This window comes from Enterobacter chuandaensis, from assembly GCF_003594915.1.
Taxonomy (GTDB): Bacteria; Pseudomonadota; Gammaproteobacteria; order Enterobacterales; family Enterobacteriaceae; genus Enterobacter; species Enterobacter chuandaensis.
In genome coordinates this window covers 317,827-344,226 of the sequence record NZ_QZCS01000004.1, presented here as the reverse complement: position 1 = coordinate 344,226, position 26,400 = coordinate 317,827, and the positions used below count along the sequence as shown (strand labels likewise).

21 protein-coding genes and 6 pseudogenes are annotated in these 26,400 nt (G+C 48.0%); 16 read left to right on the top strand and 11 right to left on the bottom strand.

The genetic code is table 11. From position 1 onward, the window contains the following. Nucleotides 1–69: 69 nt before the first annotated feature. From D5066_RS22910 to D5066_RS09265, 3 genes are all read right to left on the bottom strand, one after another. On the bottom strand, nt 70–210 hold the full coding sequence (locus D5066_RS22910) for an Ecr family regulatory small membrane protein (RefSeq protein ID WP_165853336.1): 141 nt from the start codon (nt 208–210) through the stop codon (nt 70–72). Nucleotides 211–284: 74 nt separating this feature from the next. Continuing rightward, entirely contained in the window at nt 285–1,517 is a 1,233-nt protein-coding gene (locus tag D5066_RS09270; RefSeq protein WP_119915758.1) for a sensor domain-containing diguanylate cyclase, read from the bottom strand. A gap of 92 nt (nt 1,518–1,609) precedes the next feature. Continuing rightward, complete coding sequence (locus D5066_RS09265) at nt 1,610–3,739, bottom strand: putative bifunctional diguanylate cyclase/phosphodiesterase (RefSeq protein ID WP_119915757.1); 2,130 nt, start codon at nt 3,737–3,739, stop codon at nt 1,610–1,612. Nucleotides 3,740–4,194: 455 nt separating this feature from the next. Here D5066_RS09265 and D5066_RS09260 point away from each other — a divergent pair, with 455 nt between their 5' ends. From D5066_RS09260 to dbpA, 4 genes are all read left to right on the top strand, one after another. Then, entirely contained in the window at nt 4,195–5,337 is a 1,143-nt protein-coding gene (locus D5066_RS09260; protein WP_119915756.1) for a methyl-accepting chemotaxis protein, read from the top strand. Nucleotides 5,338–5,492: 155 nt separating this feature from the next. After that, complete coding sequence (zntB, locus tag D5066_RS09255) at nt 5,493–6,476, top strand: zinc transporter ZntB (RefSeq protein WP_080329266.1); 984 nt, start codon at nt 5,493–5,495, stop codon at nt 6,474–6,476. A gap of 273 nt (nt 6,477–6,749) precedes the next feature. After that, nucleotides 6,750–6,932, top strand: coding sequence for a proline-rich small protein YnaL (gene ynaL / locus D5066_RS23090; protein WP_119915755.1), 183 nt, complete (start codon nt 6,750–6,752; stop codon nt 6,930–6,932). Nucleotides 6,933–6,959: 27 nt separating this feature from the next. Then, nucleotides 6,960–8,333, top strand: a complete 1,374-nt coding sequence (gene dbpA, locus D5066_RS09240; protein ID WP_119915754.1) for an ATP-dependent RNA helicase DbpA — start codon at nt 6,960–6,962, stop codon at nt 8,331–8,333. Between the two features lie 42 nt (nt 8,334–8,375). Here dbpA and ttcA read toward each other — a convergent pair whose 3' ends face one another. The 6 genes and pseudogenes from ttcA to D5066_RS09210 form a co-directional block, all read right to left on the bottom strand. Then, the gene (gene ttcA / locus D5066_RS09235) at nt 8,376–9,311 is read right to left on the bottom strand and encodes a tRNA 2-thiocytidine(32) synthetase TtcA (protein WP_080329263.1); all 936 of its coding nucleotides are present in this window, start codon (nt 9,309–9,311) and stop codon (nt 8,376–8,378) included. Nucleotides 9,312–9,360: 49 nt separating this feature from the next. Then, entirely contained in the window at nt 9,361–10,599 is a 1,239-nt protein-coding gene (locus D5066_RS09230; protein WP_119915753.1) for a site-specific integrase, read from the bottom strand. 1 nt (nt 10,600) lies between these two features. Further along, a complete protein-coding gene (xisR, locus tag D5066_RS09225) occupies nt 10,601–10,813 on the bottom strand; it encodes an excisionase family protein (RefSeq protein ID WP_014884030.1) in 213 nt (70 codons plus the stop codon). A gap of 64 nt (nt 10,814–10,877) precedes the next feature. After that, nucleotides 10,878–11,120: a DUF4060 family protein gene (locus D5066_RS09220; RefSeq protein ID WP_020882485.1), complete on the bottom strand. Its 243-nt coding sequence runs from the start codon at nt 11,118–11,120 to the stop codon at nt 10,878–10,880. Nucleotides 11,121–11,158: 38 nt separating this feature from the next. Continuing rightward, nucleotides 11,159–12,244: a RecT family recombinase gene (locus D5066_RS09215; RefSeq protein ID WP_119915752.1), complete on the bottom strand. Its 1,086-nt coding sequence runs from the start codon at nt 12,242–12,244 to the stop codon at nt 11,159–11,161. Nucleotides 12,245–12,253: 9 nt separating this feature from the next. Then, nucleotides 12,254–12,802, bottom strand: a pseudogene (locus D5066_RS09210) (PD-(D/E)XK nuclease-like domain-containing protein); the annotation flags it as partial. Between D5066_RS09210 and D5066_RS09205 the strand changes: the two are divergent. The 4 genes and pseudogenes from D5066_RS09205 to D5066_RS09185 form a co-directional block, all read left to right on the top strand. Then, nucleotides 12,802–13,077 (top strand): annotated as a pseudogene (locus D5066_RS09205) (replication protein P); the annotation flags it as partial. The pseudogenes D5066_RS09210 and D5066_RS09205 sit on opposite strands and share 1 nt — an antisense overlap. A gap of 166 nt (nt 13,078–13,243) precedes the next feature. Beyond that, the gene (locus D5066_RS09200; protein ID WP_119915751.1) at nt 13,244–16,786 is read left to right on the top strand and encodes a hypothetical protein; all 3,543 of its coding nucleotides are present in this window, start codon (nt 13,244–13,246) and stop codon (nt 16,784–16,786) included. Between the two features lie 747 nt (nt 16,787–17,533). Next, the gene (locus D5066_RS09190; protein ID WP_119915750.1) at nt 17,534–18,346 is read left to right on the top strand and encodes a toll/interleukin-1 receptor domain-containing protein; all 813 of its coding nucleotides are present in this window, start codon (nt 17,534–17,536) and stop codon (nt 18,344–18,346) included. A gap of 35 nt (nt 18,347–18,381) precedes the next feature. Then, complete coding sequence (locus D5066_RS09185; RefSeq protein ID WP_119915749.1) at nt 18,382–19,047, top strand: AtpZ/AtpI family protein; 666 nt, start codon at nt 18,382–18,384, stop codon at nt 19,045–19,047. Between the two features lie 434 nt (nt 19,048–19,481). On the opposite strand, the gene D5066_RS09180 is transcribed toward D5066_RS09185, so the two are convergent. Continuing rightward, nucleotides 19,482–20,474: a TIR domain-containing protein gene (locus tag D5066_RS09180; protein ID WP_119915748.1), complete on the bottom strand. Its 993-nt coding sequence runs from the start codon at nt 20,472–20,474 to the stop codon at nt 19,482–19,484. A 338-nt stretch (nt 20,475–20,812) separates the two neighbouring features. On the opposite strand from D5066_RS09180, the gene D5066_RS09175 reads away from it, so the two are divergent. The 3 genes and pseudogenes from D5066_RS09175 (at nt 20,813) to D5066_RS23075 (ending at nt 21,691) form a co-directional block, all read left to right on the top strand. Further along, nucleotides 20,813–21,037 (top strand): DinI family protein, encoded by a 225-nt coding sequence (locus tag D5066_RS09175; RefSeq protein ID WP_119915747.1) that lies wholly within the window; start codon nt 20,813–20,815, stop codon nt 21,035–21,037. Nucleotides 21,038–21,425: 388 nt separating this feature from the next. Continuing rightward, nucleotides 21,426–21,569: pseudogene (locus D5066_RS23220) on the top strand (hypothetical protein); the annotation flags it as partial. Further along, nucleotides 21,506–21,691 (top strand): lysis system i-spanin subunit Rz, encoded by a 186-nt coding sequence (locus D5066_RS23075; protein WP_419179113.1) that lies wholly within the window; start codon nt 21,506–21,508, stop codon nt 21,689–21,691. The pseudogene D5066_RS23220 and the gene D5066_RS23075, both read left to right, overlap by 64 nt. Nucleotides 21,692–22,436: 745 nt before the next feature. Here the strand turns inward: D5066_RS23075 and D5066_RS09155 are convergent. Continuing rightward, nucleotides 22,437–22,748: a hypothetical protein gene (locus D5066_RS09155; protein WP_119915746.1), complete on the bottom strand. Its 312-nt coding sequence runs from the start codon at nt 22,746–22,748 to the stop codon at nt 22,437–22,439. A gap of 125 nt (nt 22,749–22,873) precedes the next feature. On the opposite strand from D5066_RS09155, the pseudogene D5066_RS09150 reads away from it, so the two are divergent. From D5066_RS09150 to gpJ, 5 genes and pseudogenes are all read left to right on the top strand, one after another. After that, nucleotides 22,874–24,138: pseudogene (locus tag D5066_RS09150) on the top strand (phage tail length tape measure family protein). Between the two features lie 35 nt (nt 24,139–24,173). Continuing rightward, nucleotides 24,174–24,404 (top strand): phage tail protein, encoded by a 231-nt coding sequence (locus D5066_RS09145; protein ID WP_208861679.1) that lies wholly within the window; start codon nt 24,174–24,176, stop codon nt 24,402–24,404. Continuing rightward, nucleotides 24,344–25,099 (top strand): phage minor tail protein L, encoded by a 756-nt coding sequence (locus D5066_RS09140; RefSeq protein WP_119915745.1) that lies wholly within the window; start codon nt 24,344–24,346, stop codon nt 25,097–25,099. Before D5066_RS09145 ends, D5066_RS09140 begins: the two co-directional genes overlap by 61 nt. Nucleotide 25,100: 1 nt before the next feature. Then, nucleotides 25,101–25,652, top strand: a pseudogene (locus D5066_RS09135) (C40 family peptidase); the annotation flags it as partial. A gap of 69 nt (nt 25,653–25,721) precedes the next feature. Beyond that, nucleotides 25,722–26,390: pseudogene (gpJ, locus tag D5066_RS09130) on the top strand (TipJ family phage tail tip protein); the annotation flags it as partial. Between the last annotated feature and the right edge of the window lie 10 nt (nt 26,391–26,400).

Here is a 26,400-nt window from a genome sequence, read left to right as displayed (position 1 = left end):
TCTTACGCGGCTCTGGGTTATGCTGATACCTGACAAATACGGTAGGTGAAACAATAAATTAAACATGCACTACAGCGCGTCAAAAGTGGGGTAGAGGCTGTTTTCCAGATATTCAACGAAGTACCAGATCTCACCACTGAAAATAAACCATAAGCCAAATATAATAAGCAGTAAAATAATTATGGTGAGTATTATTTCTGTTTTTCCCATTATCGCTACTACCCACCTGTCGTTAATTTACTTAAGCCAGGCATTGTAGCGGGGCTTTTCCCTATACTCCAGTTTCATGCAGCGAGGACTTTATTACGCCCATCATTTTTAGCGCGATAGAGCGCATCGTCGACGCGTTTAAACAGCTCATCAATACTTTCTGCCGGGTCATGCCGCGCCACGCCAATGCTAACCGTAAACCGCGGTAAGCCCGCAATGGTGATACGGGCAACGGCCGCCCGGACGGATTCAGCAATTTTCAGGGCCGTTTCGAGGGACGTGCGCGGAAGCAGGATAACAAACTCTTCACCGCCCCAGCGGAACACCAGGTCATCCTGCCGGCTGCATGCTTCCAGCGTTCGGGAGAGTGCGATAAGCACCTCATCGCCCTTCAGGTGACCGAAGAGGTCGTTAATGTTTTTAAAATGATCGGTATCGACCAGCAGCAGGCTAAATTGCTGCTGTGCGGAAAGGTGGCTCAGGTTGGTTTGGTCGATAACGTTGTAGAACTGTCGCCGGTTGAGTAAACCCGTCATTGCGTCACGCAATGCAGCATTTTCCAGCTCCTGCTCAAGCCTCTTTTGCTCGGTAATATCATGGATTATGCACAGCATCAGTTTGTCACCGTAGATCTCAATAGGGCCGGCATAGGTCTGGACATGGCGGGTGGAGCCATCGGCAAGGCGGTGGACGAAATTGAGCGGCTTATGTCCACCGGGCAACGCGGCGATCTCCGTCATGATGGGCATGACATCTCTTCCCAGAGTGTTTATTTCCCAGGTATGTTTGCTGCACATTTCGTCATGGGAATAGCCATAGAAGCTGAGCGCCGCCAGGTTTGCATCGACAATATGCCCGTCGCGGGCATGATCGATCAACAGCATCGGCGCGCTGTTGGTCAGGAAAAAGCGCGCGTACAAGCCCTGTTTTTTACGCTGATAGGTTGCGGAGCGGCTGGCCTTCAGGCCTGACGGGGCTTGCGAAGCGATCCCCTCAAACACGATAAGGTCGCCGTATTGTGGGGAGTGAGTGAGAGAGAGGCGACAGCTAAGCGGCGCGTCATGCCCATCGCGGCTAATTGTCCAGATCTCGACAATATCCTGATCGTTTTTCAGTTCAGAAACATACATCGACAGGGCGGTATGCGCACTTGCAGAATAGGTGCCTTTACGCAGGGCGTCCACGGTTTTACTGGCTGAGAGCAGTGTCGCGGTCACATTTGCAAAAATGATCTGTTCTGAAACAGGAGAAATAAGCCACACGGGCGTTTTAATTGCATTCAGCGCATCAAAACCATTTTGCGACATAGGGATTTCCTGTTCATCGGTACAATTTGCCTGACAATCATGAAAGAATTGACTCGCGTGTACTCCTTTGAAACATACTCTACTTAATCCCGTCAGGCATGATTTTTTTGTGAAATAAATGGGGGATCCGTACGCATTTGACTCATGGGTATAATTTGTTTCTCTGAGTTTTTCTGCAACAGCAGCCACGGAACCTGATCGGCAGGTAAAGGGCGGGAAAAAAGGAATCCCTGAAGATAGTCGCAGCCGAGGTGGGTCAGGATTGCCTGCTGTTCGTCCGTCTCGATCCCTTCGGCAACCACATTCATCTCCATGGTGCGGGCGATATTAATAATGGTTTCTACCAGCTTGCGGCTTTTTTCATTTTCCAGCATTGACGCCACAAAACTCTTGTCGATTTTAAGCTCTTTTGCCGGAAGAACGCTCAGCATCAGCAGGTTGGAATAGCCCGTGCCAAAATCATCAATGGAGACGGTGATCCCCGCATGGTTAAAGGCATTGAGCAACTCGATGCTGCGGTCGAGGTTTTTTAGCGCGGTACTCTCCGTCACCTCGAGGACCAGGCGGGAGGGAGAGAGCTGATATTTTTCCAGCATCGACGAGACGATATGAAAGATATCCGGCTGTTCGAACTGTACTGGGGATAAGTTGAACGATAAGGTCCACTGGCTGAAACCCTGTTCAGTCCAGAAATGAAGCTGGCGACATGCGGCTTCGATAGCCCAGTTGCCGACAGGAATAATTAAACCCGTTTGTTCCAGCGTGGGTAAAAACAGCCCCGGCAGCAAAACCCCTTGTTCAGGATGACGCCAGCGCAAAAGGGCCTCAAAACCGTGGATGGTCTTATCTTCCGCATGCCAGGTTGGCTGATACCACAGTTCAAATTGATCGCGCTCCAGCGCCTGAGAAAGATCCTGCAGAAAGCCGGGTTTAGCCGGAACCGCCGTTGACATCTCCGGGCGGTAAAATGCCCAGCCGTTGCGTCCGTCTTGTTTAATGTGATGTAAGGCAGCATCTGCCTTAAATTTCAGCTCGTGCAGCGTTTCGCCATCCTGAGGATAGAGGCTGACACCCGCGCTGAGGGTCGTACTCAGGGTGTGTCCGCAAAGTGAAAGCGGGCGGCGCATATCCGCCAGCAGGGTGGTGAGCAAAGTGTTGAGCTTTTCATCGTCACATTCAGGAACCAGCAGAATAAAGGCATCCCCACCCAGCCTGGCCAGCGTCATCTCGCGGGTAAGCCGGGACGTAATGCGCTGGGCAATGGTGATCAACAGTTCATCGCCGACGTTATGGCCCCAGGTGTCGTTAACGCGCCTGAAGTGGTCGACGTTCAGGAAAATCACGGCGAAGGGTTTCTTACTCAGCAATGCGCTGCGAAGGCAATCCTGCATACGCATATCCATCTGGTGACGGTTTGCGAGGCCGGTGAGGGCGTCAAAGCGTGCCTGAAGCTCAAGCTGACGATTGAGCTGGCGCAAATTGTCCGTCAGCCGGGTGGTGCGCCAGTGCGAATCAATAAGCGATATAATTAACATCACGCCGAGCAGGGTGAGCGTGGTGACGGAAACCCAGATGGATAATCCCAGTTCGCTGACCCCGCCGGGAAGCGTGTGTGCGGTTTCATGGAAATGCGCGGCACTCATGCCCGTATAGTGCATTGCGCAGATGGCGGCGCTCATGACGAAAGCGGCGAGAATGCGATTAACAAAGACCCCTTTGTGCTTATCCCTGAGACGAAAAGCCAGCCACAGCGCCACGCCGGAGGCGACGACGGCAATCGCCACGGACAGACCCACAATGCGCCGATCCCAGAGGATGCTATCTTTCAGCATCAACGCGGCCATGCCGATATAGTGCATGGCGACCACGCCAGCGCTGAGAATGAGCGTGGCGAACAACAGCCGAAAGAGAGAGAGATGTTTGCCCGTGACGGCAATATTAATGGCCGTGGTGGAGGCAACCACCGCCACGCCGAGAGACGCAAGGGTTAACCACAGGTCGTAACTCATTATCATGGGCATTTGCATCGACAGCATGCCAATGAAGTGCATGGACCAGATCCCGATGCCCAGCGTGACCCCTCCGGCAATGCGCCAGAACAGAGCCGCCTTTCTGCTGGAAAGGGGGATTTTCCCGGCGCTGTCCAGGGCCACAAAGGAGGCGATAAACGCCACAAGATAAGAGACAGCGATTAAGACAGGGTCCCACGATATATTGAGCATTATGCAATCCCACCTGTGAGAGGGTTACCGGTTTCGCCTGCCGGCACATCTTTATCTGGCAACGAACATGCGCGTTCAATCATATTAGTTATTTATCGTGAAAAATGTTCGGTGATATAAAGCATCAAACTCATGCAGAATATAAAATATATTCTTTTTATTAACGTATTAAGCATGGCTAAACATAGACGAATAATTATAGCAAAGCGCCTTAAATATGAGGGCGAACGTATCGTCTCTGCGTGGATGATGGTATCGCTTCAGGTGGTTTCGGACCAGTGGCGCAGCATGCGGCACAGAACATTTCTCATAATACGCTCTTTTTACCTTACTTAAGTTAAATATCAGGTAGCTAACGGCGAAACGAGAAACCAGCGTAGTATGTGAGGACAAATTCAAAGGCGAATGCTATAAGTCTTAATGCCGACCAAAAATATAAAGCCGTGGATAAAATCATGCTAAGAAATATTAGTGTCAGAACCTTCATTGCCTGGTTCCTTTTATGCGTTTTTTTGGTGAATGCGGGTGTGGTTGTTCTATTTAACAGCAATTCCTCTCTCTTTATTTCGATTAATCTGGTGAATTCCGTCGCGCTATTTTTGCTCTGGGGATATATGACGAAGTATCTTGTGACGCCGATCAATACTGTGAAAAAAAGTATTGAAGAAGTGACCGCAGGCAATCTAGGTGTCGCTATCCCCGAATTTGGCAATAACTGCGCGGGGCGGTTAATTCCCGGGATTAACAGTCTTTCCAGCAACATTGCTACGCTGGTGCGTGAGATCAGGTCTTCATCTCAAAACGCGATGACCTTATCGGATCAACTCTCTTCCCGCAGCGCCCAGCTCTCGGTGAAAACCGAGCAGCAGTCTGCGTCTCTGGTGCAAACTGCCGCCAGCATGGAGCAGATGGCTGCAAGCACCCGAAACAATGCCGATAACACCCGGCTGGCGAGCGAGCAGGCAAATGTCGCGACGTTGCAGGCGCGGAAGGGCGGCGAGCTGATGGGGCAGGTTGCCACTAATATGCAATCCATCACTGAATGTGCGCAGCAGATGACGGAAATCATCTCTCTGATCGACGGTATCGCATTCCAGACCAACATCCTGGCGCTGAACGCCGCGGTTGAAGCTGCGCGGGCTGGCGATCACGGAAAAGGCTTTTCTGTGGTGGCGGAGGAGGTGCGAAATCTGGCGCACCGGAGCGCGGAAGCTGCGAAAAATATCAAAACGCTGATTGAAGTCACCAGCAGCAATGTGACCCAGGGGGCGAGCGTAGTGTCGGAAGCGGAAAAGAATATGCATGAAATCGTGACCGGTTCCGGGAATGTCAGCCGGTTGATGGATGAGATTTCTACCTCGACCGCAGAGCAGGAGAAGGGGATTTCCCAGATCACGCTGGCGCTCTCCGAGCTGGAGCGGGTCACGCAAAGCAATGTGGCAATGGCGGAGGAACTTAACGGTTCGTCTGATGTGCTGCGTAATCAGGTGATTGAACTGCAGGCGCGGACCCGCAACTTCAGGCTGGACCACGGCGCGCCTCAGTCACCATTGCCCGGCCCGGCCTCCTTCCTTCAGCGACCTGAGCACTCGCTCTGAGCGCGACCCGAAGCCTGGCATGCCAGGCTTTTTTACGCCTCTGAAACAATATGTACAATTCCTGAGCGATTTCAGCGCGATGCGAGACATAGTTGTTGCTTAACCCCTGACGGAAGCTAGACTGACATCGAAAGAGCTAAAGAGGGGTAGGCGCTGTGGAAAGCATTAAAGGATCTGAACTTAACGTTCCTGACGCAGTTTTTGCGTGGGTGCTGGATGGCCGCGGCGGTGCCAGGCCGCTGGAAGATAATGATGTTATTGATAAAGATCATCCTTGCTGGCTCCATCTGAACTATACCCACCCGGACAGTGCCGACTGGCTGGCCTCGACCCCGCTCCTGCCTAACAACGTGCGCGATGCGCTGGCGGGCGAAAGCCTGCGGCCCCGCGTAAGCAGAATGGGGGACGGCACGCTTATCACCCTGCGCTGTATCAACGGCAGCACGGATGAACGTCCCGATCAGCTGGTTGCGATGCGCGTCTACATGGACGATGGGCTGATTGTTTCAACCCGCCAGCGTAAAGTTCTGGCGCTGGATGACATTGTGAACGATCTCAAAGAAGGGACCGGGCCGGTTGACTGTGGCAGCTGGCTGGTGGATGTCTGTGACGCCCTGACCGATCATGCGAGCGAGTTTATTGAAGAGCTGCACGATAAAATAATCGACCTTGAAGATAACCTGCTCGATCAGCAGATCCCACCGCGCGGTTTTCTGGCATTATTGCGAAAGCAGCTGATCGTGATGCGTCGCTATATGACGCCGCAACGGGATGTGTATGCCCGTCTGGCCAGCGAAAGACTCAGCTGGATGAATGACGATCAGCGCCGCAGAATGCAGGACATTGCCGACAGGCTTGGCCGCGGGCTGGATGAGATTGATTCCTGCATCGCCCGAACGGCGGTGATGGCGGATGAAATCGCGCAGGTGATGCAGGAGTCACTGGCGAGAAGAACCTACACGATGTCCCTGATGGCGATGGTCTTTTTACCCAGCACGTTTCTGACAGGGCTTTTTGGCGTCAATCTGGGCGGTATACCCGGCGGCGAATATCGATACGGCTTCACCGCGTTTTGCGTCATGTTAGTTGTTTTGATTGGTGGTGTTGCATGGTGGTTGCATCGTAGTAAATGGCTGTAAATTTACGCTTTTTTCACCTTTTTCGAGGATTAAAACGCTCTTTTAATTGAGCGAAGTCAATAAACATCACCCCCGTAAGGTGCAATATTGCTCCCGCAGGTGAATGCAACGTCAAGCGATGGGCGTTGCGCTCCATATTGTCTTACTTCCTTTTTTGAATTACTGCATAGCACAATTGATTCGTACGACGCCGACTTTATAGTCGGCTTTTTTTTGCCTCCTGTTTCTGAGCGTCTACCCTAAAAGGGACGACAGCAAACCCTGGAGGGAAAGATGAGCATTTTACTCGCTCTGCTACTGCAACAATCGCGTCAGTCCGATCCTGTCCCCACCGATCCCGTGCCGATGCCCGATCCCATTCCGCGTCCGCAGCCGATGCCAGACCCGCCGCCGGATGAAGAACCGATTAAATTGTCGCATCGAACCCCGAGATCTGCGAGGATACGCGCCATCTGACCGTAAAGATCACCACGAGAGACTATTGTGACCGCTTTTTCTACCCTGAATGTTCTGCCTGCCGCCCAGCTCGACAACCTCAACGAGTTGGGATACCTCACGATGACGCCTGTACAGGCGGCCGCTTTGCCCGCCATTCTTGAGGGCCGTGACGTACGCGTGCAGGCGAAAACGGGTAGCGGGAAAACGGCCGCTTTCGGTCTTGGTCTGCTGCAGCATATTGACGCGTCGCTGTTTCAGACCCAGTCACTGGTCCTGTGCCCGACCCGCGAGCTGGCAGACCAGGTCGCGGGCGAACTGCGTCGTCTGGCGCGCTTCCTGCCCAACACCAAGATTTTAACCCTTTGTGGTGGACAGCCATTCGGTGCGCAGCGTGATTCACTCCAGCACGCGCCGCACATTATTGTTGCGACGCCTGGCCGTCTGCTGGATCACCTTCAAAAAGGCACCGTATCGCTGGATGCATTAAGCACGCTGGTGATGGATGAGGCGGATCGGATGCTGGATATGGGCTTCAGCGATGCGATTGACGAGGTGATCCGCTTCGCGCCGGTCGATCGTCAGACGCTGCTGTTCTCTGCGACCTGGCCGGAAGCCATCGCCGCGATCAGCGGTCGCGTGCAGAAAAACCCGCTCACGATCGAGATTGACAGCGTTGATGCACTGCCTGCCATCGAGCAGCAGTTCTTTGAAACGTCGCAGCAGGGAAAAATCCCGCTCCTGCAGAAATTGCTGAGCCAGCACCAGCCTGCATCCTGTGTGGTGTTCTGTAATACCAAAAAAGACTGCCAGGCAGTGTGTGACGCTCTGAATGCGGCGGGACAGAGCGCGCTGTCGCTGCATGGCGATCTGGAACAGCGCGATCGCGATCAGACGCTGGTGCGCTTCGCTAACGGCAGCGCCCGCGTACTGGTGGCGACCGACGTCGCCGCGCGCGGTCTGGACATCAAATCCCTTGAGCTGGTGGTGAACTATGAGCTGGCATGGGATCCTGAAGTGCACGTCCACCGTATTGGTCGTACTGCTCGCGCCGGTAATAGCGGGCTGGCCATCAGCTTCTGCGCGCCAGAAGAGGCGCAGCGTGCCAATATTCTTTCTGAAATGTTGCAGATCAAACTGAACTGGGTGAGTGCGCCGGGCAGCGTCAAGCTCGTGCCGCTGGAGGCCGAGATGGCGACGCTGTGCATCGATGGCGGCAAAAAAGCCAAGATGCGTCCGGGTGATGTGTTAGGGGCGCTGACCGGGGATATCGGTCTGGACGGCGCAGATATCGGGAAGATTGCGGTTCATCCGGCACATGTGTACGTAGCGATTCGCCAGGCGGTTGCGCATAAGGCGTGGAAGCAGCTGCAAAACGGCAAGATTAAAGGTAAAACCTGCCGCGTACGTCTGCTAAAATAAGGCATAAAGCGTCTCAGAAGGTCTTTCTGAGACGCTGTCCGCTTATTTCACTTCAAGCACGTTCAGACGTAACTCTTCAAACTGATTGTCATCCTCTTCCGGCTGCCAGCCCGCTGGCTGCATCGGAATCTCTTCCCGATCAAACGCCAGATCGCCGCCATTGACCACTTCAGAATCATGATTGATGCCTTTGAAGTCGAACAGCTCAACGTCTGCGAGGTGTGAAGGGACCACGTTTTGCATCGCGCTGAACATGGTTTCGATACGACCCGGATAACGCTTATCCCAGTCACGCAGCATGTCGCCAATAACCTGACGCTGCAGGTTCGGCTGAGAGCCGCACAGGTTGCATGGAATGATCGGGAAGCCTTTAGCCTGAGAAAAACGCTCAATATCTTTTTCGCGGCAGTAGGCGAGAGGGCGGATCACAATGTGCTTGCCGTCATCGCTCATCAGTTTAGGCGGCATGCCTTTCATCTTGCCGCCGTAGAACATGTTCAGGAACAGCGTTTGCAGGATATCGTCACGGTGATGGCCCAGCGCAATTTTGGTCGCGCCCAGCTCAGTTGCGGTCCGATACAGAATGCCACGGCGCAGGCGGGAACAAAGCGAGCAGGTCGTTTTCCCTTCCGGGATCTTCTCTTTCACGATGCCGTAGGTGTTTTCTTCGACGATTTTGTACTCAACGCCCAGCTCTTCCAGGTATTCCGGCAGAATGTGCTCCGGGAAGCCCGGCTGTTTCTGGTCAAGGTTGACCGCCACCAGCGAAAAATTCACCGGTGCGCTTTGCTGAAGATTACGCAGGATCTCCAGCATGGTGTAGCTGTCTTTACCCCCTGACAGGCAAACCATGATGCGGTCGCCTTCTTCAATCATGTTGAAGTCTGCAATGGCCTCGCCCACGTTACGGCGCAGGCGCTTTTGCAGTTTGTTCAGGTTGTATTGTTCTTTCTTTGTATTTGATTGATTTTCTTGCATTTATTACTACCTTCGGAGCCAATAGAGGCATAATAGGGGCAAAAATTTTTCAGCGTGCCAGCTTATCGTTAAGCATCAGCACCTGTTCGCCATTCATTTCTTCAATCCACGCACCGTAGACTTCATAAACCATTTGCGCGTTTTCATGCCCCATCTGGCTGGCTATGAAAGACGGGTTAGCGCCGGCAGATAACAGCCAGCAGGCAAAAGTATGCCGCGTATGGTACGGATTCCGGCGACGAATACCAGCACGTTTTACAGCTGCGTTGAATCTCGCACCTATGCTCGATAAAGAGTAGTAGGCTTTCTGTTCTCCCTTGCGCATCCGGGGTATGAAAACGAATCGCAGACTTTGATGTTCCACTGCGCCATACTCGCGATGATTAAAGACAATTTCGGTTTTAGGCTGCAGCGCCGTCAGCTTGCGCTGTGCTTTCAAGGCTTCAAGTGCCGGCTCTAATAGGGTGATAATCCGGTTACCTGCTTCGGTTTTTGGTGGGCCGAACATGCCCAACGCATTAAGATTGCGCTGTATATGAGCCGTACCTTTTTCCCAATCGATATCTTCCCAGGCAAGTGCTGCGAGCTCTCCATGACGGACGCCAGTATATACTGCGAACGTCCACATATTCAGGCTTTGGCCACGCTCGGATTCCGCAAGCAAACTAAATTCCTGCTTCGTTAAAGGATCCGGTTTTACTTTCCCTTTGTGTAATTTCTTGATCCCTTCGAAGGGCTTGCCACTGATAAAGCCTGATTTGTGTGCAAACCGAAGAAGGGAGCACAGTAGCGATATATAGTTATTCACGGTACGCACAGTGCGTCCCTGTTTGTTGCTTCTGGGATTTGCCAGGTAAAGTGTCTCACCGTTCAATAGTTCCTTTCTGTATTTCAGAATGTCGCTGTGGCGTATAGTTGAAACCGGCGTGTCTTTGTTAATGATGTGCATTAACGTACCGAGTTGTGAGCGCGTCTTACGCATCGTATTCGCGCTAATTTCTGTTTCTTTAATGTTCGTCCACAGTTCACATAGCTCTGAAAAGGTTTGAACTGAAACAGTGGTTACGGTTTTTTTTGCTCTGGAAGATGAAGGAAAGCGCTGGTGGTAATCAAACTCTTCAAGGTTGATCTCGCTAACGATCACAGCCCGAAGATTCCCGGCTTTTTTGATGTTCGCCGGGGTGTTAATCCAACCTTTTAGAATTTCGCGGCAACGCTTTCCCCGGTACATAAACCAGATGCAAATCTTATTGTTTCTGATTTCGACACCTGTAGGCAAAGCTGCCATCTTACGCATCCCTTATTAACTGATTAATTCTCGGATAGTTATACCAGGTTGTGCCACGCAAGGTTTTTTCTCCTGAAGGAGATACCCGTTTAAAATGGACTCCTTCCACCCAGCAGCCCTGGCGATACTTCTCAATCTGTCGTTCGGTCAGGCCTGTTTTTTCTGTGAGCCTTGCGCCAACAACCCATTCTTCGTTAAAAATTACCTGCGACATGGTTCACCTCAGGTAACCGGCATGAGTATAGATATGCCGGTCTTCAGTCGTTGATATTTCAGTTTCAGTTTGCCTGACCGGGCAGGGAACGCAGTCGGCGCATGCCGGTCATTGCGGTGGCCACGTAGCTTGCCTTGCAGTTGACCACTTCAACCCAGACCTTCACGCCTTCCACTCTCACCGTATAGGTCTCTTTCATCTTGCTGCGCCCATAGTCGCCGTATCTTTGCTGGTGGGCTGCGAGTGCGATTTCACATGCCTGGCGAGCCAAAGGGGATTGCTTACTGCCTCGATTAATCAGTCGCATTTCTTCTCCTTGAGGGAGGGTTTCCCCTCCCGGTCTCGTTAGTCCACGTATTCAGGTTTCATATCCGCCAGGGTGATGCTGAACTGACCATGCAGTTCGTCGCCCAGGTGACGCTTTGAAGATGCCAGTACGCGCTCGGCCTCCGCGAACCGTTCGGCGGCATTCGGCTCGTCAGGCTGGGGCAGGGAGTTAATTGCGGCCTCAACCTTGTTGCGTGCGTCCACCAGGTAATAACGCTTCACGGCCTTGTTTTTCAGCTCAGTGAACAGAGCAGAACCCAAAGTTGCTTTCACGGTTTCAATATCAGCGCGTAGAGCTTTAGCGCTATCCACATCCTGAGCCGCCTCGATGCGGTCACGGAAATCATCAGCAAGTGCATCGATGTTTTGAGCTGATTCCTGAGCCGTTTGCGTTGTAGTGACGTTGTCACCTGAAATGTCTGCAAGGCTTACGTGCTGCGCCGGTGCCGGATTTACCTCTCGTTCTTCACGGCGATCATCGAGTTCATCCGGGGTATATACACCCAGAATCACATCCGGACAGAACAGTCTCGCCCAGCGTTTGACGGCCAGGTACGCCAGTTGCTGGCGTGGGTCGTCAGCCCAGAGAGTAGAATTTCGGGTACGGGCCTGAGCCAACAGCAAATCGAGTTCTCTAGGCTGATCTTCACCTTTAATCGTTGCGCGGATAACGATGCCGATCCCGGCTTCGTCAGCCAGGGTCCAGCCCGGGATGCGGTACTCGCCTTTGTCGTCTTTTCGGATATTGAATTTTCCAACGACCTTTTCCCATGGCCCATACCATTCATATTCAAAGCGGCTGGCCAGCACGCCGCTGCGCGAAATCACGGCATTAACCAGCTGCGCTTCATACCCGAGCACACCGTTAATCAGGTGCGTCTTCTGCGCCACGGCAAAGGGATTCATCTGCCACTGTGCCGCTTGCATCGCAACTGCCATGCAGTCGGCCTGGTTGCCCTGCAGGTGTTTAGGAACAGTCGCGGTGCCTTGCGCCATGATCTGCGCAAATGTGCTGATTGCGTTCAGATACTGGGAATCGAACAGAGCCACGTTGGAGTTAATAACGGTGTTCTGGTCAGCAACGGTAACGTTAGTGTTATGCATAAATCCCCCTTAAGCCTGAGTGCGCAGCGCTTCGAGGCGGCGCAGGTCAAAGTCGTTCAGTTCATCGGTGTAATCGGTAGTGATCGGCGCTGGCCAGTCGCCCGTGTCGAAACCTGTGGCGATGGCGCGCATCGTTTTGCGGTACTCGAGCATGCCCAGTTCCAGTAGTTCGGTGGACGCCTCAATGATGGCGATCCAGTGGTAGTTCTCGTCTTTGTTGACGAAAATCCAGAAGAACTGGTCCAGCGCCGCGGTCTCGCAATACATAGCCGCGCTGAGGTGATAGTCACGGTCTATGATTTCCCGGTGCAGCCTGGCGCGCAGGCTTTCCTGCTTCACATTCCACATGCTGATGGTTTTCAGGTCAGCACCGATGCGCACGCCGTCCAGTTCAATCTCGAGATCGGGGCGTACACGCACTTCTAATCCGGTTTCGTCGTCAAAACCGAAGTAGCTCACTTCAACGGCGCGGCTTGGATGTGTCAGCAGCATGCCGGCGGTCGGGTGCCCCATAAGTGCAGACTGAATTGCCCGCGCTGTGGCCAACTGCTGGCGGGTACCCGAGCAGTGAGCAGTACCCCTGGCCGAAGCCGGTTTATTACCACATTTGCCTCGAGCTGCGGCGTCGCGGAACTGATGGCCAACTCAGTCACAAAGAGCTTGAGCGTGAGGCCGGTGATATTCTGGATAGGTGGGAAAAGCGGGTGCTAGCCGGGAAGCCGATTCCGCCTATTCGTCGGGCGTTGGCAACTCCAGTGGCATCGAGAGGGCCAACACCAGCTGAACTTCTTAAAGCTAAATATGAGCGTATGAAAGCTGATGGTGGAGCATAGGGATGAAATGGTCTGCTATGAGCGATCAGCGGACATTTATTGGACAGTGGACTGACCCCATAAGAATGTATACATAAACAATCGCAATTTACGTTACGAGCGGAATAAAGTTTGAGTTAGCCAATTTCTGATTTATTCTGAATCAAAAATACGGAAGTGGTTGTTTATGGCAAATACAAAAAATCTGAGCAATCCTTTTTCTACAGGCGGTGGCGGTGTTCATTTTGAGGCACATGTTCAGGCGTCGTTTGTTGCACTGATGCTCACTTGCGGCAATGCCCCATGTCTTCCTTGCTGGCCTATTGTAGAAATCAAACTTCAGGGAAAAATTGAAGGTTTTGATACCGACGATCTCATTGTCGTTGTTGAGAATCCTACCAGTAAAGAAAAGCAGAAACTTCTTGGGCAAATCAAGCATTCTATTTCAATTACACAAGGTAGCGCGATATTTGGGGAGGTGATACAGGCCGCCTGGAATGATTTCAATAATCCTGAGGTATTCAACAGGAAGAATGATGTCATTGCGCTGATCACCGGTCCTCTAAGTTCGACCGATACCCACAATGTGAAATGGCTGCTTAGTCAAGCTAGGCATACCAAAAATGTGGATGAATTTCTAAGGAACGTGCGGCAAGCTAAGTTTAGCCCAGCCAGAAGCAATGAGAAACTGGAGGTCTTCCAGTATCACCTGAAGGTAGCAAATGACGGTACCGATCTAACAGATGATGAACTGTATGAATTTTTGAACCATTTCCACTTGCTCGGCTACGATCTGGGTAATGAATTCGGTGTTGTTCTGTCTCTGCTGCATTCCCACATCGCGCAATTTCATCAGCAATATCCTCAATGGGTCTGGTCGCGGATAGTCGATATTGTGCAAACGTGGAATCAGGATGCTGGAACTATCACACCCAGCAAGATCCCAGACGATCTTTTAGATGTCTTCAAACAAAGAGTCGTTGCTACGATTCCTGAAGAATTAAGGACGGTACCGCAGGCAGTAAAAACCGACTGGGCCCACCATCCTGATGCTTCCTGTTTAGCCATCGCAGTATTGGTCGGGAGGTGGAATGAAAAAAATGAATATGATCTGGAAGTGCTGACCCAATTACTTGGTATTAGTTATGACGAATGGTTAAGGAAGGCGCGAGAAATATTACATGCACCAGACAGTCCTTTGTCTGTCAGAAATGGCGTCTGGAAAGTAGCTAATCGAATTGAACTGTGGAGTATTCTGGGGTCCCGTATACTTGACCAGAATCTCGATTTGTTCAAGTCTCTCACAATATCAGTACTTAAAGAGCCAGACCCTGTTTTTGAATTACCCGCTGAAGAGCGTTACGCTGCGAACATTTATGGAAAGGTACTTCATTTTTCACCTATGTTGCGACAAGGTATAGCTGAGGGTATGGCTATCCTGGGGAGCCAACCAGAGGCTTGCATTAACTGTTCTCAGGGAAAGGCTGAAGCTTGCAGTAATGTGGCAATTCGTGAAATTTTAAATGAAGCGGACTGGGTTTTATGGGGTAGCCTGAACGGCTTATTACCCACGCTCGCTGAAGCTGCTCCCGCAAAATTTCTTGATGCAGTTGAGAAGGCAATGCACCAGACACCCTGTGCATTCGATGAGCTATTCTCTCAAGAGGGAAATGGCATTACTGGTGGAAATTATCTAACTGGGCTGCTATGGGCCCTGGAAGGGTTAGCCTGGGATGAACAACATTTGGTCAGGGTCTGTGCTGTGCTTGCTGAACTCTCCAGTCACGACCCGGGAGGGAAGTGGTCTAACCGGCCATCCAATTCGCTTTCCACTATATTATTGCCGTGGTTGCCGCGAACACTCGCATCAATTGAAAAGCGACAGGTTGCTGTAAAAGTCATTATTAAAGAATGGCCTGATATTGCCTGGAATTTGCTTGTTCGGCTTTTACCTGGCCAACAACAAACCTCTTTTGGGACACACAAACCTTCTTGGCGTCGAACCATTCCCGATGACTGGGAAAACGAAGTAACGAATCAGGAGTACTGGCAGCAGACATTGTTTTATGCCGAGCTTGCCGTAGCGAGCGCCGGAGAAGATATAGGTCGCCTGATCGAATTAATTGACCATTTTGATCATCTGCCAGCCCCTGCTTCCGAGCAACTTCTTGAGGTTCTCTCCTCTAAACCTATTATCGACTTGCATGAAGAAAAACGTGTTTTGATATGGGAGCATCTCAATCAGTTATCAAATAAACACAGGCGATACTCTGATGCCAAGTGGGCTTTGCCTGATAATTTGATCAACAGCATCGAAAATGTTGCCGAGCAATTGGCTCCTACCAATCCATTTAACTTATACCAGCATCTTTTCTCAAACCAGGATTTTGATCTCTACGATGAAAATGGTGACTGGGAAGAACAGCAAAAGAAAATCGAAGCGAGGCGCGAATCCGCAATTTCGGAAATTTTTCGGCTTAATGGGGCTGAGGGTGTTATGCGATTTGCTGACAACGTTTCTGCACCCGACAAGGTCGGCAGTGTACTTGGAACGTTCAGCAATGATGTGTTCGAAACCATCCTGTTACCTCATTTCTTGGATACAACAGAAAATAAGCACAAGGCATTGGTAAGTGCCTTTATCTGGAAGCGTTTTTGGCTCAAAGGCTGGGAGTGGTGCGACAATCTAAGCAAATCTGGCTGGACTCCTAAACAGCTAGGCCAGTTCCTTGCCTATTTACCTTTTTCCGGAGAGACATGGGGACGAGCTTCTCAATACCTTCAAGCTTTCGAAAGCGAATACTGGACCCGTACCGATGCTAATGCTTATCAGTCTGAAGGGGAGCTGGCTGGTGCCATTGATAAACTGATTGAACATGGCAGACCCCATGCGGCAATCCACTGTCTGTACAGAATGCAACAGAACAAGCAGCCCATCGATGCAAATCAGTGTGTTCGTGCGTTGCTGGCGGCCCTTTCAACTGATGAATCAAGCTCCAATATGGACACATACCACATAACGACTTTAATCAAATATCTTCAGACTAAATCTGATGTAGATCAGGATGATCTATTTAGCGTTGAGTGGGCATATATTCCTCTGCTGGATGGTCATAGAGGTACTGTGCCCCAGTTACTGGAAAACAGGATGGCTACTGATCCCGAGTTTTTCTGCGAGATAATTCGACTTATTTTCCGTTCCGAAAAAGAGGATGCTTCAGCCAGTGAACCCACTGAGCAATCGAAAGCCATTGCAAGAAATGCATGGCGACTCTTGGATAAATGGGAGACTCCACCGGGCAGCCAACAAAATGGTTCATTTAGCGCAGATAACTTTACTAAATGGCTTGAGAAGGTTAAGGAATATGCAACAGAATCAGATCATTTGGAGATTGCACTAAGCAAAATCGGCGAAGTTCTAATTAATGCACCCTCCGATCCTGATGGCTTATGGATAAACCGAGCGATCGCTTCTGCATTAAATGACCGAGATGCTGAAAGCATGCGTGAAGGCTATAGACGAGGGACCTACAATTCTCGCGGTGCACACTGGGTCGATCCAACCGGGCAAGCTGAGAGAAAACTGGCGGATACGTTCCGGACAAAAGCAGAGGCAGTAGAAGATGCAGGTTATCAACGATTCGCCGTTACCTTAAGAGTTTTAGCAGATGGCTACGACCGGGAAGCGGAGCGAGTAATAAGTGATCAAAAAAACCGTGAAGATAATTAACCTAAACATTATGTTACAAGCGTGGTTACAAATCGCCACCACTGGCGGTTAAGAGGCATCTCATGAAACTACGCGTCACAAGAGCAATCGGTCTCAGCAAGTTCTCGCCACGTTGGGTTAAGGTAATCTGTTACGGTTGACTAAAATCGATATTGAGCGCTCCCTCAACGTGCTTCTGGCCCACATTGATGAATCAGAACTCTTCCCGTAGCAAGTTAAAGCATTAAGGGAATGCGTTGCCAGAATTAACCTGGCAAGAGGAAAGGGGATTTCGGCGTGAGCACCTAAGTTACTGACTACATGATGGTTTAAAGGCACATTTCCTGTACGCTGATATAAGAACAAAAGAGTTATATCCAAATTATTTTAGTGGTCAAATGATCTTAGGGGTGGTGAGTGTATGAGTCATATAGCATGGAAGCACAATCCAAGTTGCTGTAGCCACCCGAGGAGTGTTTGATAAAGTTACCCCAAGCAAATGCGAGAGAATATATCAATTCCAATAGTCAATTGATGGAATTATTATGCGTGTGTGTAATTGTGGAGATGTTATATTTTTGGTTGATTGGTTCGTTTACAGTAGTGAGTTAAAAGATAATGATTAGGATAAACTTTGATAACAATGATTAGCTTGAAGGAAACTTAACCTAAATCCATCACTTTTATTGTATGATTATCGTTTCATTCTTGACAAACTCTCGCATGGCGCAATAGTATAGACTTTTATAAATAAAAAGGGATTGCGAAATGAAATTCGGATTTAATATAACTTTTGATAGGCTTTTTGATGAGCAAACGCTGAAATATGAAACATCAGATTTTAATAAAGAATTAAAGAAAGTTATAAAAGATGCAATTGATAAAAAAGACATTTCTGTCATTTACAAACATTCTGATGTTGTTAAGAACTGGTTTCCGAAGGGTGGTTATCATATATTTATTTCACATAGTCACAAAGATGCTAATACGGCTAAATATATAGCAAATAAACTCTATGACAACTATGGGATTAAAAGTTTTATTGATTCTGAATTCTGGGGGCATGTTGATTCGATTATTTCAGAAATAAATCATGAGCATTTTCCTTGCGGGGATAATAATGAGTACTTGATCTACGACTCTTGTATGAAAGTTGCAAGTAATTTCTATTTAATACTGGCGGATGCTTTATTAGATGCAATAAATCTTAGTGACTCTTGTTGGTTTTTGAATACTCCTAACTCAATCCACTGTACGGACACACTAGAGATGGCAACCTTTTCTCCATGGATATATAGTGAGTTAAAATACACATCTGTTATTGAAAGAAGATGGCATCCAAAAAGAAAGTTTGTTGCTACTGAATCATTTATAAAAGCAGGACAAGAAATGGAGAAGATATCTGAGTCTGCAAATGTTAGTGTTGAATATATTGCACCATTAGAACACTTAATTCCTGTATCTGAAAATACGATGAATTTGATAATGGATAATGAAATTGGCGATATCGGAAATTTAAAGTATCAAGATGATAAGTGTTTTTATTGGTTAAATTCAATATATAGAGAAATGCATAAATAATATGTAACGCTAATTTTCTAAGTGTAGGGGATTCTATGGTTCAGGATAACAATACGAGTTTGGCTGCAAAAATAGCTTCGTTATCAACACTACAAACAATTATAACCCGCATGGGTACGGTTTCGATAAGTATAAAAACAATATTTATCACGGTTTTTGGTTTTTTTATTACTGGCTATTGGTTGGATGGAAACTTTCCTTTATGGCAAAAGTTCATTCCTTTCTTCTTTGTAACGTTATTTTTCGCTCTAATAGATTCCTATTATCTGTCTATTGAGAAAAAGTATAGGCATGTATACGAGGCTTTAAGTGATGAAGATACAGATCAAAACGTGAATTTTTTTAACTGGAAACCTTATTTAAAAAAGTATGATCTCGATGCCTTAAAGTCCGTGAGCATATGGGGTTTCTATATTGTCGTATATGTAATATACATATTGGTTGTGTCTGTTGTTTATGATGTGAAAACTAATCTGCAAAACGACTCTAAAAATGCAACAACCAGTTCTAGATTGATTGATTTATTGGAGTCACAAGAGAAAATACAGAAGGAAATACTGAGTTATTTAGATGGTAGGTCAACTTCATGTGATCTCCGTTATAGAATTGAGAATAATATCACGATTGATAATGAACGTTATGAATCCGCGAAACCTAATAAGAAATTAATTTCAAAGCCTATTGTGAAAACATGTAACTAAATAATGTGTCATTAATTTATATGTTCTCGTTAGAGTTTTATACTAAAAGATATTAAAACTCCTGAATAAACAGTTGGTTGTTTGGTACGGTTAATATTAAGTGAGAGCGATAGCGGTCTTTATTTTAGATGCAATCAAATAATAGATAAACCCCGTCCCATAAAAAGTAAGGGGCTATCTTAAAAGAGACCCTCCATGAGGAAGGTCTCTTTTATATTAATTTACTCTGCGTCAGCTATGTTTAAATAATTTATGCTCATTTGACTTGCTTCAATAAATAAAGAAAATCAAATCTTGACGATGTTTGATAAACTATGCCAGCGGTAGACATTATGGCATTAATGGTACAGTTTATCACACCCACGATGCATTACATGCTATCAAGGAGACTGAATTTATATTAAGCTCAAAATCTCTTGCGAAATGTACAGGTGTTATTTTCGCGGATGAAAAAATTGAATTAAAGAAGATTTCCCTTGGATGTGCTTGAAAACTGCTTCGATTATTACGCCATTACAATCCTCTAAAGTGATTGGTGAGTTTATTTCAAAAGGCACGGGTTGAATTTCTCCATCATTAATAGCTATATTATCTGCATAAAGATATGTTCTGTTACTGCTATCCATTATAGGATTTAATCGCCCCTCTAAACCATTTATATACCCAATCCCATTAATAATTACAGAACCAATGGTTTCAGTGGCATGAAGAATTATTTCAATATCTATTGCGGGATCTACATTAGGATATATTGCACCTGCAAAATTGGGGTGGGCTACTAAAATAGAGTAACTTCTTCGAGTAAAAATTTCTAAAGTCAATGAGCCATTTGCATCAGTCGTTCCTTGTTTAATAGTATCGTTGTCTGCAATTGCAACTACTGTTGCAGCGGGGACTATTTCTCCTGTAGAAGATTTCACAACCACTCTTAAATGCAATGGGTTTATTTTGGGAAGTGGGGACACTGAGAAGTAAGCTTTTCTTATTGATTCAGAAGGGATAGTTCTTCCACTGTTCACCAGTTTTCTATTGATTATTTCTACAAAATCTTGAGGAGAGCGATTTAGAAGAGATATGAAACCGATTGTGGGCAATATACCAGGTATTTCTGTATCATCAAATCGTGCAGGAAGTATGTATTCAGCACTTTCTTGGAATGCTCTTGCTTGCATTGCTCTTCTTTCATGATTTGTCCATAGTTTTTGGGCATAATTCGATGAAATGAACATTATAGTATAAAGAGCCTTTTCTTTATATATCTCAGTTAGATAAGTATATAGGTCTTTTCCCCAAAGTTTTTCTTCTTCGAATGCATCGTAAAATACCTTTACACCAGATTGTATTAATAGATCGGCTACCTGTTTGACGTAATCTCTTTCTTCATTTGCGAATGAAAGAGCAATTTCATACTCTCTTACGCTTGACATATATTGCATTCCTCATTTTCAAAAAAAAAGTAAGACATTAAATAATCAATAACATTCCGATTCATGTTTATCTTTGTTAAGTAAATAAATCAAGTAAAATTGTGTTTTTAGCCCGAGAGCTCCCAAAATTAATACAGCATAAGCTTCTGCGCAGAAGGAAGGTCGTTGTCCAGGCCCCTTATTCACTAGACGTAACGCTACGTTAAATACCCTTTACCATGCATCTACAACTCAGTGCCGCTAGTCTTGAATATACAACCTCAAAACGTTGCAAAAATCATGAGATAAGTTTATAAATATACTGTATATAAACACAGTAATCCGTTGTGGGGGGAAAAATGAGAATCGCGTTAACCATTGATCGCATGAAGAAACTTCCTGATGGGGTTATACCTGCGCTCGAGTCAGAACTGCTCAATAGACTCAGCAAGCAGTTTGATGATTGCCAGCTTACGCTTAGGCGTGCCAGTAATGATGGTTTGACTGTTTTCGGGGGGGACAAGAAAGAAGTCGAACATATCGTGCAGGAGACCTGGGAAAGCGCGGACGAGTGGTTTTATTAATCGCGTGAATTTCACTGGAGCAGTTTCAAAGAGTATCGCTGTTTGCGTTCCCCTGGCTGTTCCCGATTACTGTTTACCGCGTCAATAAGTCGCTCTGGGGGAAATAGTGTGTAGTGCAGATGCCTTTAATGCAGATGATCAATGGTACGACGTGGTCAGAAGGGCCGATAAAGCAGTTATCTATAGCTTCCCGGCGGAAGGGAGATATCTGGTTTATCGAGTAAATGGAATAGTTTCATTACGACCGTTACTCGAAGAGGAAGAAATCTTCACTCTCAACGGGTTTATGCAATTTGCAAAACGACTGGGGTACCGAGTTACATCACCGTCTGATATTATTCTTTCATAGGCCTGAACACCCTATACCTGATGCGCCACGGAGAGAACCATGGCGCTAGAATTACAACTTATCAAACACCACTCAGGAATACTGATCTGCAGCGTTGCGTTAGCACTAGTAAGTGTGGGCTGCACGTCAACGCCAGATGTCCCGCGAACGGAACGGCCAACACCGGCGGCATGGGCGATGCTTCCGGCCCCCGACTTACTGACTCTGCTGAACGGGATTATTTCACCCTCAGAGAAAGAATCATCACAGTGACTAAGCAAGTCGGATATTTGCAGGACTACATAAAAGTGCAGTGCCTTAAATAAACAAAAGATAAAAATATATTAGGTGATCATGTCAATTTAAAGCTATACAACATAACAAATACTTATTCAATCATTGATTTTATCTATCTGAATTTAAATGATCGAATTAAGCATTCGCGAAATGCGGGGATTATTATGACCGTAGAAAAATGCGCACCGCATGTGCAGATTAACCACCGAACCTGACCCTTTGGAATGAGCTGTTGAGGATGTCAGTTAGTGCTACCACTCAGAAGATCGCTGATTACTTCGGTTAGCGTCATGACAACGAACTTCGGAAAATCAGACATGTGAAATCGGGATGCCCACCAGAATTCGCTTCCCTCAATTTTTAGGTGGCTGATTTCATTGATAAAAATGGCGATACTAAGCTCATGTCCATACTGACAAAGGACGATTACATGTTGGTGGTCATGGGCTTTACTGGTGCTTCAGCAATGCTAACAAATTTCACTATATTCAGGCAGTTAACTGCATGTCTGAGCAATTAACTCAATGGCATGAAAAGGGAGGAAATGCCCTACAACACCATACTCTATAGGTCGTCACGTCCGAAGTGAAAGCGCGCATCGGCAGTAAAATGTTGAATGCGCGCAAGCGAGAGAAGATACTTCTGCCCTAAAGTTTGATCAGATACTTTCGCTTACGCAGCCAAAATTCCTCTTAACCGAATGAAGTTTTAGATAATGGTCTTCGTCACAAGGCCCATGTGCTAGTGAGTTGCGTTAATTTGGTTATGGTATTATCAATACGAAGTAAGTTTATGGTACCACCAAGTAACCATATTGTAGCCCTCATTGAATTTAAGGATGGTCATCCCGCTATGAATATCAACGACTAAGTACTCAGGGCACTTGATTTCGCCAATATCCTCTTGTTGATGATGAAGAGAATAGCCAAATTCTTCCAATGCGATGAGCGCTTCTTTCTGCTTTTCCAGTACACTATTTCTTTTCATCGTATTTTGTATCATTTGTGAAGCCGCGATACCGGCACCAACAATACATGCAGCAATATTAGCTAGGTTGTCCATGTATTCTTTTGAGTATTTTTCCATAACCACAATTTCCATTAGTATTAAACATGGCACTCGCCGACAAACAAGAAATGTTCTATAGCGAGTCCCTCATCAATTCAAGTTATTAATATCTCTCAATTCCAAACCAAAAACTAGAGGACATTATGGCAAAACCGGACTGGGGCGAGCTTCAGCAACGGTTCCTGTCCGAACATGCCGCAACCGGCGTATCACCGAAGGAATGGTGTGAAGCGCAGGGACTGAACTACGCTACCGCACGTCGATATATCAAAAAACCTTCTGCGCAAATTGCGCAAATACCTTCGCAGAAAAAGTGCGCACTGCGCAGAAAGAACAAAGCGCAGAAGAGTTGGTGGAGATAAGGCTTAGCGCGAAGGTAAAGCGCTTCATTGCTGAATACCTGAAGGACAATAACACCACATCCACCGCTGCGCGTGCTGGTTATAGAGACCCAAACTACGGTCGTCAGCTCATAGCGAATCCTAACGTTGCGCAGGCTTCCGGTATGCCGGTTTATATGGTTGCTATTCAGCAGGGCGGTCAGCTACGTGACTCGTTTGGCGGTGTAGGCAATGCGCTGAAAGCGATGTTGTCGATAGTGACCCCTGCCCGAGTGGCCATTGGTGGCCTGGCTGGCGCTGTACTGATTGCAGCCAAAGCGGGATCGGACTACTTCACCGCCTACGACGAAATCAATAAGGCCATTATCAGGACTGGCAACATTGCCGGCACGTCAGCGCTTCAGATCATGGCTTCCTCCCAGTCTATTGCTGCCTCTACTGGTGCTACTGTAGGAACCGTTCAAAGTCTGATGACTGAACTGGTTGGCATGGGATCGCTGACACAGCAGCAGCTTGAAAAAGCAGCGGGCTCTACGGCACTTGCCGTTCAAACCGGTATTGTTTCGGCGCAGGACATCACCAAGGCATATCAGGATATTGAAAAGGATCCGGTTAAAGCCCTTCAGAGCCTAAACGAAGAATACAACTTCCTGACTGTTTCGCAGCTTAAGCATATTGATGAGCTGGCGAAGCAGAGGGACCAGACCGCTGCACTTACACAGGCCATGGACCTGTTTGGCGATACGATGGCACAACGTGGAGAACAGGCTTACGACTCGCTGACGCCGTTTGGTCGCCTGTGGCTGAATATCAAGGGCTGGGCGTCTAAGGCCATGCAAAGTATCGGTCAGTGGGTAGCTGAGCTGGCATCAAACACACTGAAGGAATTCAACGCAATTTATTACAGCGTTGTGATCGTTTTCCAGAAGCTGAACCAGATCATTTCTTCCTCTATCGCTGCTGCGATTAACCTCGTTCCCGACTGGGCGAAAACAGATATTTTGCAGGGATGGCAGGACTACAACGAACAAATGGCCGGCGCATATGATGACAGCGTCTCCAGCTGAAAAAAGACTGGGACCTTAACGGGAAAAAAGCAGAGATGCTCGATGCGCTGAGTTTTTGCCGCAAGTACATCACAAAATCCTTTATCTGGACGTCTCCTGTTGGCGAAACCGGTTTATACCGGATTGAAGCTGATTCCATTAAAGCCCAGCCGCTATCCAGCAAAGTGATGACCATAAAAGCAACCTTCAAACAGGCATACGCACCATTATTACTGAAGATTATCAACGCCTCGAACCGGGTGAAAAAATACGTCTTCTTGAGGTAGACGGTTCTGCGTTTGGTCTGGACGACGTTCTGCGCTTTCACGCTTATAACCTCCCGCATACTGAAGAAGAGATTGCGGCTGCTGCTGGCGACGAATCAAAGTTAAAGGCGAAGAGTATCTGGTGGCAGGGCGAAGAGTATGGTGCCTGGCCATATAAGCTCGTGGGACTGGAAGCGTCAACCGATGGCAGTAGCGCCCAGCCGACGCTCACCGTTGCCAACATTGACAGCTCTATCACTGCGCTCTGTCTGGCCTATAACGATATGCTGCAGGCCAAAGTTACGATTCATGACACTTTTGCGCATTACCTGGATGCGCGCAATTTCTCGGATGGAAATCCAACAGCAGATCCCTTGCAGGTGAGGAAGCGGGTTTTCTATATCGACGGTAAAAATAGCGAGCTTCCCGGTGAAAGTATCGAGTTTGTTCTTACCAGCCCGATGGATCTGCAGGGATTGATGATTCCGACCAGACAGCTGCATTCCCTTTGCACATGGTGCATCCGGAATAGGTACCGCACCGGCGATGGGTGCGATTATGTCGGCACGCTTTACTTCGACAAAAACAACAATCCGGTAAGCAATCCCTCATTGAATGAATGCAACGGCACGCTTACCGCCTGCAAGCTTCGGTTTGGTGAACACAATGAACTTCCTTTCGGTGGTTTTCCGGGAACATCTTTGATCAGAAGCTAATATGCGTCAGAAAACGATTCAGGCCATCCTAGCGCATGCAGCGAAAGAATATCCCCGCGAATGCTGTGGTGTGATAGCACAGAAAAGCCGGGTGGAACGCTATTTCCCATGCCGTAATCTGGCTGCCGAACCAACGGAACAGTTTCACCTTGCGCCAGAGGATTACGCTGCTGCTGAAGATTGGGGCACGATAACGGGAATCGTTCATAGCCACCCGGACGCGACGACTCAACCAAGCGAACTGGACAAGGCTCAATGCGATGCAACGTTGCTGCCCTGGCATATTGTCAGTTGGCCGGAGGGAGACTTTCGCACCATTACTCCTCGCGGCGAATTGCCGCTGCTCGGGCGCCCGTTTGTGCTCGGACACTACGACTGTTGGGGGCTGGTGATGAGCTATTTCCGGCAGGAGCATGATGTCGAACTTAAGGATTACCGTGTTGATTATCCGTGGTGGGAGGACTCCTATCCGGATAATTTTTATCAGGATTACTGGTACGAATGTGGGTTCCGAGAATTCATTGGATCGCCAATGCCGGGCGATTTGATCATATGTAGAAGACCAACAGTAAATAGATTTATCAACAAGGCACCTCCCGGTGGCTTTTTTTATGGGCGCAATATGGCTATAGCAATCGCTATTAAAAGCCGCAAGGGCGGCAGTTCAAGCTCAAGAACTCCTTCAGAACAGCCAGACGATCTGCAGTCAGTAGCCAAGGCAAAAATCCTTCTCGCGCTGGGAGAGGGGGAGTTTGCTGGTAGCCTTACTGCGCGCGATATTTATCCCGATGGCACCGCACTTGAGAACGAAGATGGTTCACAGAACTTCAGCGGTGTGGCTTGGGAGTTTCGTTCTGTAACTCAGGCGCAAAAATACATTCAAGGGATCCCGGGTACCGGAAACGAAATCAATGTAGGTTCCGAAATTTCCAGCACCACCGCATGGACGCGTACTTTTACCAACACCCAACTTTCTGCGGTTCGTCTGCGTCTAAAATGGCCTTCTCTATTCAAACAGGAGGACGATGGCGATCTGGTTGGCTATTCGGTCAACTACGCAATTGACCTGCAGATAGATGTCGGGACCTGGCAGACGGTGCTAAATACAAGCGTGATCGGGAAAACCACTTCAGGTTATGAACGCAGCCAACGTAATGATTTACCTCAGGCTGGCAGCACCTAGGCCATCAGGCAGCGCAAGATTACAGCCGATGCTAATAGCGCGAAGACTGGCGACACGATGACGCTGCAAAGCTTTACGGAAGTAATCGACGCCAATCCGCCCATGCCAGTGGGATTTA

What these genes read in the sequence shown, in the direction of transcription:
- D5066_RS22910 (WP_165853336.1), bottom strand. Translation starts at nt 210, where the DNA reads ATGGGAAAAACAGAAATAATACTCACCATAATTATTTTACTGCTTATT.
- D5066_RS09270 (WP_119915758.1), bottom strand. Translation starts at nt 1,517, where the DNA reads ATGTCGCAAAATGGTTTTGATGCGCTGAATGCAATTAAAACGCCCGTG.
- D5066_RS09265 (WP_119915757.1), bottom strand. Translation starts at nt 3,739, where the DNA reads ATGCTCAATATATCGTGGGACCCTGTCTTAATCGCTGTCTCTTATCTT.
- D5066_RS09260 (WP_119915756.1), top strand. Translation starts at nt 4,195, where the DNA reads ATGCTAAGAAATATTAGTGTCAGAACCTTCATTGCCTGGTTCCTTTTA.
- ynaL (WP_119915755.1), top strand. Translation starts at nt 6,750, where the DNA reads ATGAGCATTTTACTCGCTCTGCTACTGCAACAATCGCGTCAGTCCGAT.
- ttcA (WP_080329263.1), bottom strand. Translation starts at nt 9,311, where the DNA reads ATGCAAGAAAATCAATCAAATACAAAGAAAGAACAATACAACCTGAAC.
- D5066_RS09230 (WP_119915753.1), bottom strand. Translation starts at nt 10,599, where the DNA reads ATGGCAGCTTTGCCTACAGGTGTCGAAATCAGAAACAATAAGATTTGC.
- xisR (WP_014884030.1), bottom strand. Translation starts at nt 10,813, where the DNA reads ATGTCGCAGGTAATTTTTAACGAAGAATGGGTTGTTGGCGCAAGGCTC.
- D5066_RS09220 (WP_020882485.1), bottom strand. Translation starts at nt 11,120, where the DNA reads ATGCGACTGATTAATCGAGGCAGTAAGCAATCCCCTTTGGCTCGCCAG.
- D5066_RS09215 (WP_119915752.1), bottom strand. Translation starts at nt 12,244, where the DNA reads ATGCATAACACTAACGTTACCGTTGCTGACCAGAACACCGTTATTAAC.
- D5066_RS09200 (WP_119915751.1), top strand. Translation starts at nt 13,244, where the DNA reads ATGGCAAATACAAAAAATCTGAGCAATCCTTTTTCTACAGGCGGTGGC.
- D5066_RS09190 (WP_119915750.1), top strand. Translation starts at nt 17,534, where the DNA reads ATGAAATTCGGATTTAATATAACTTTTGATAGGCTTTTTGATGAGCAA.
- D5066_RS09185 (WP_119915749.1), top strand. Translation starts at nt 18,382, where the DNA reads ATGGTTCAGGATAACAATACGAGTTTGGCTGCAAAAATAGCTTCGTTA.
- D5066_RS09180 (WP_119915748.1), bottom strand. Translation starts at nt 20,474, where the DNA reads ATGTCAAGCGTAAGAGAGTATGAAATTGCTCTTTCATTCGCAAATGAA.
- D5066_RS09175 (WP_119915747.1), top strand. Translation starts at nt 20,813, where the DNA reads ATGAGAATCGCGTTAACCATTGATCGCATGAAGAAACTTCCTGATGGG.
- D5066_RS09155 (WP_119915746.1), bottom strand. Translation starts at nt 22,748, where the DNA reads ATGGAAAAATACTCAAAAGAATACATGGACAACCTAGCTAATATTGCT.
- D5066_RS09145 (WP_208861679.1), top strand. Translation starts at nt 24,174, where the DNA reads ATGCTCGATGCGCTGAGTTTTTGCCGCAAGTACATCACAAAATCCTTT.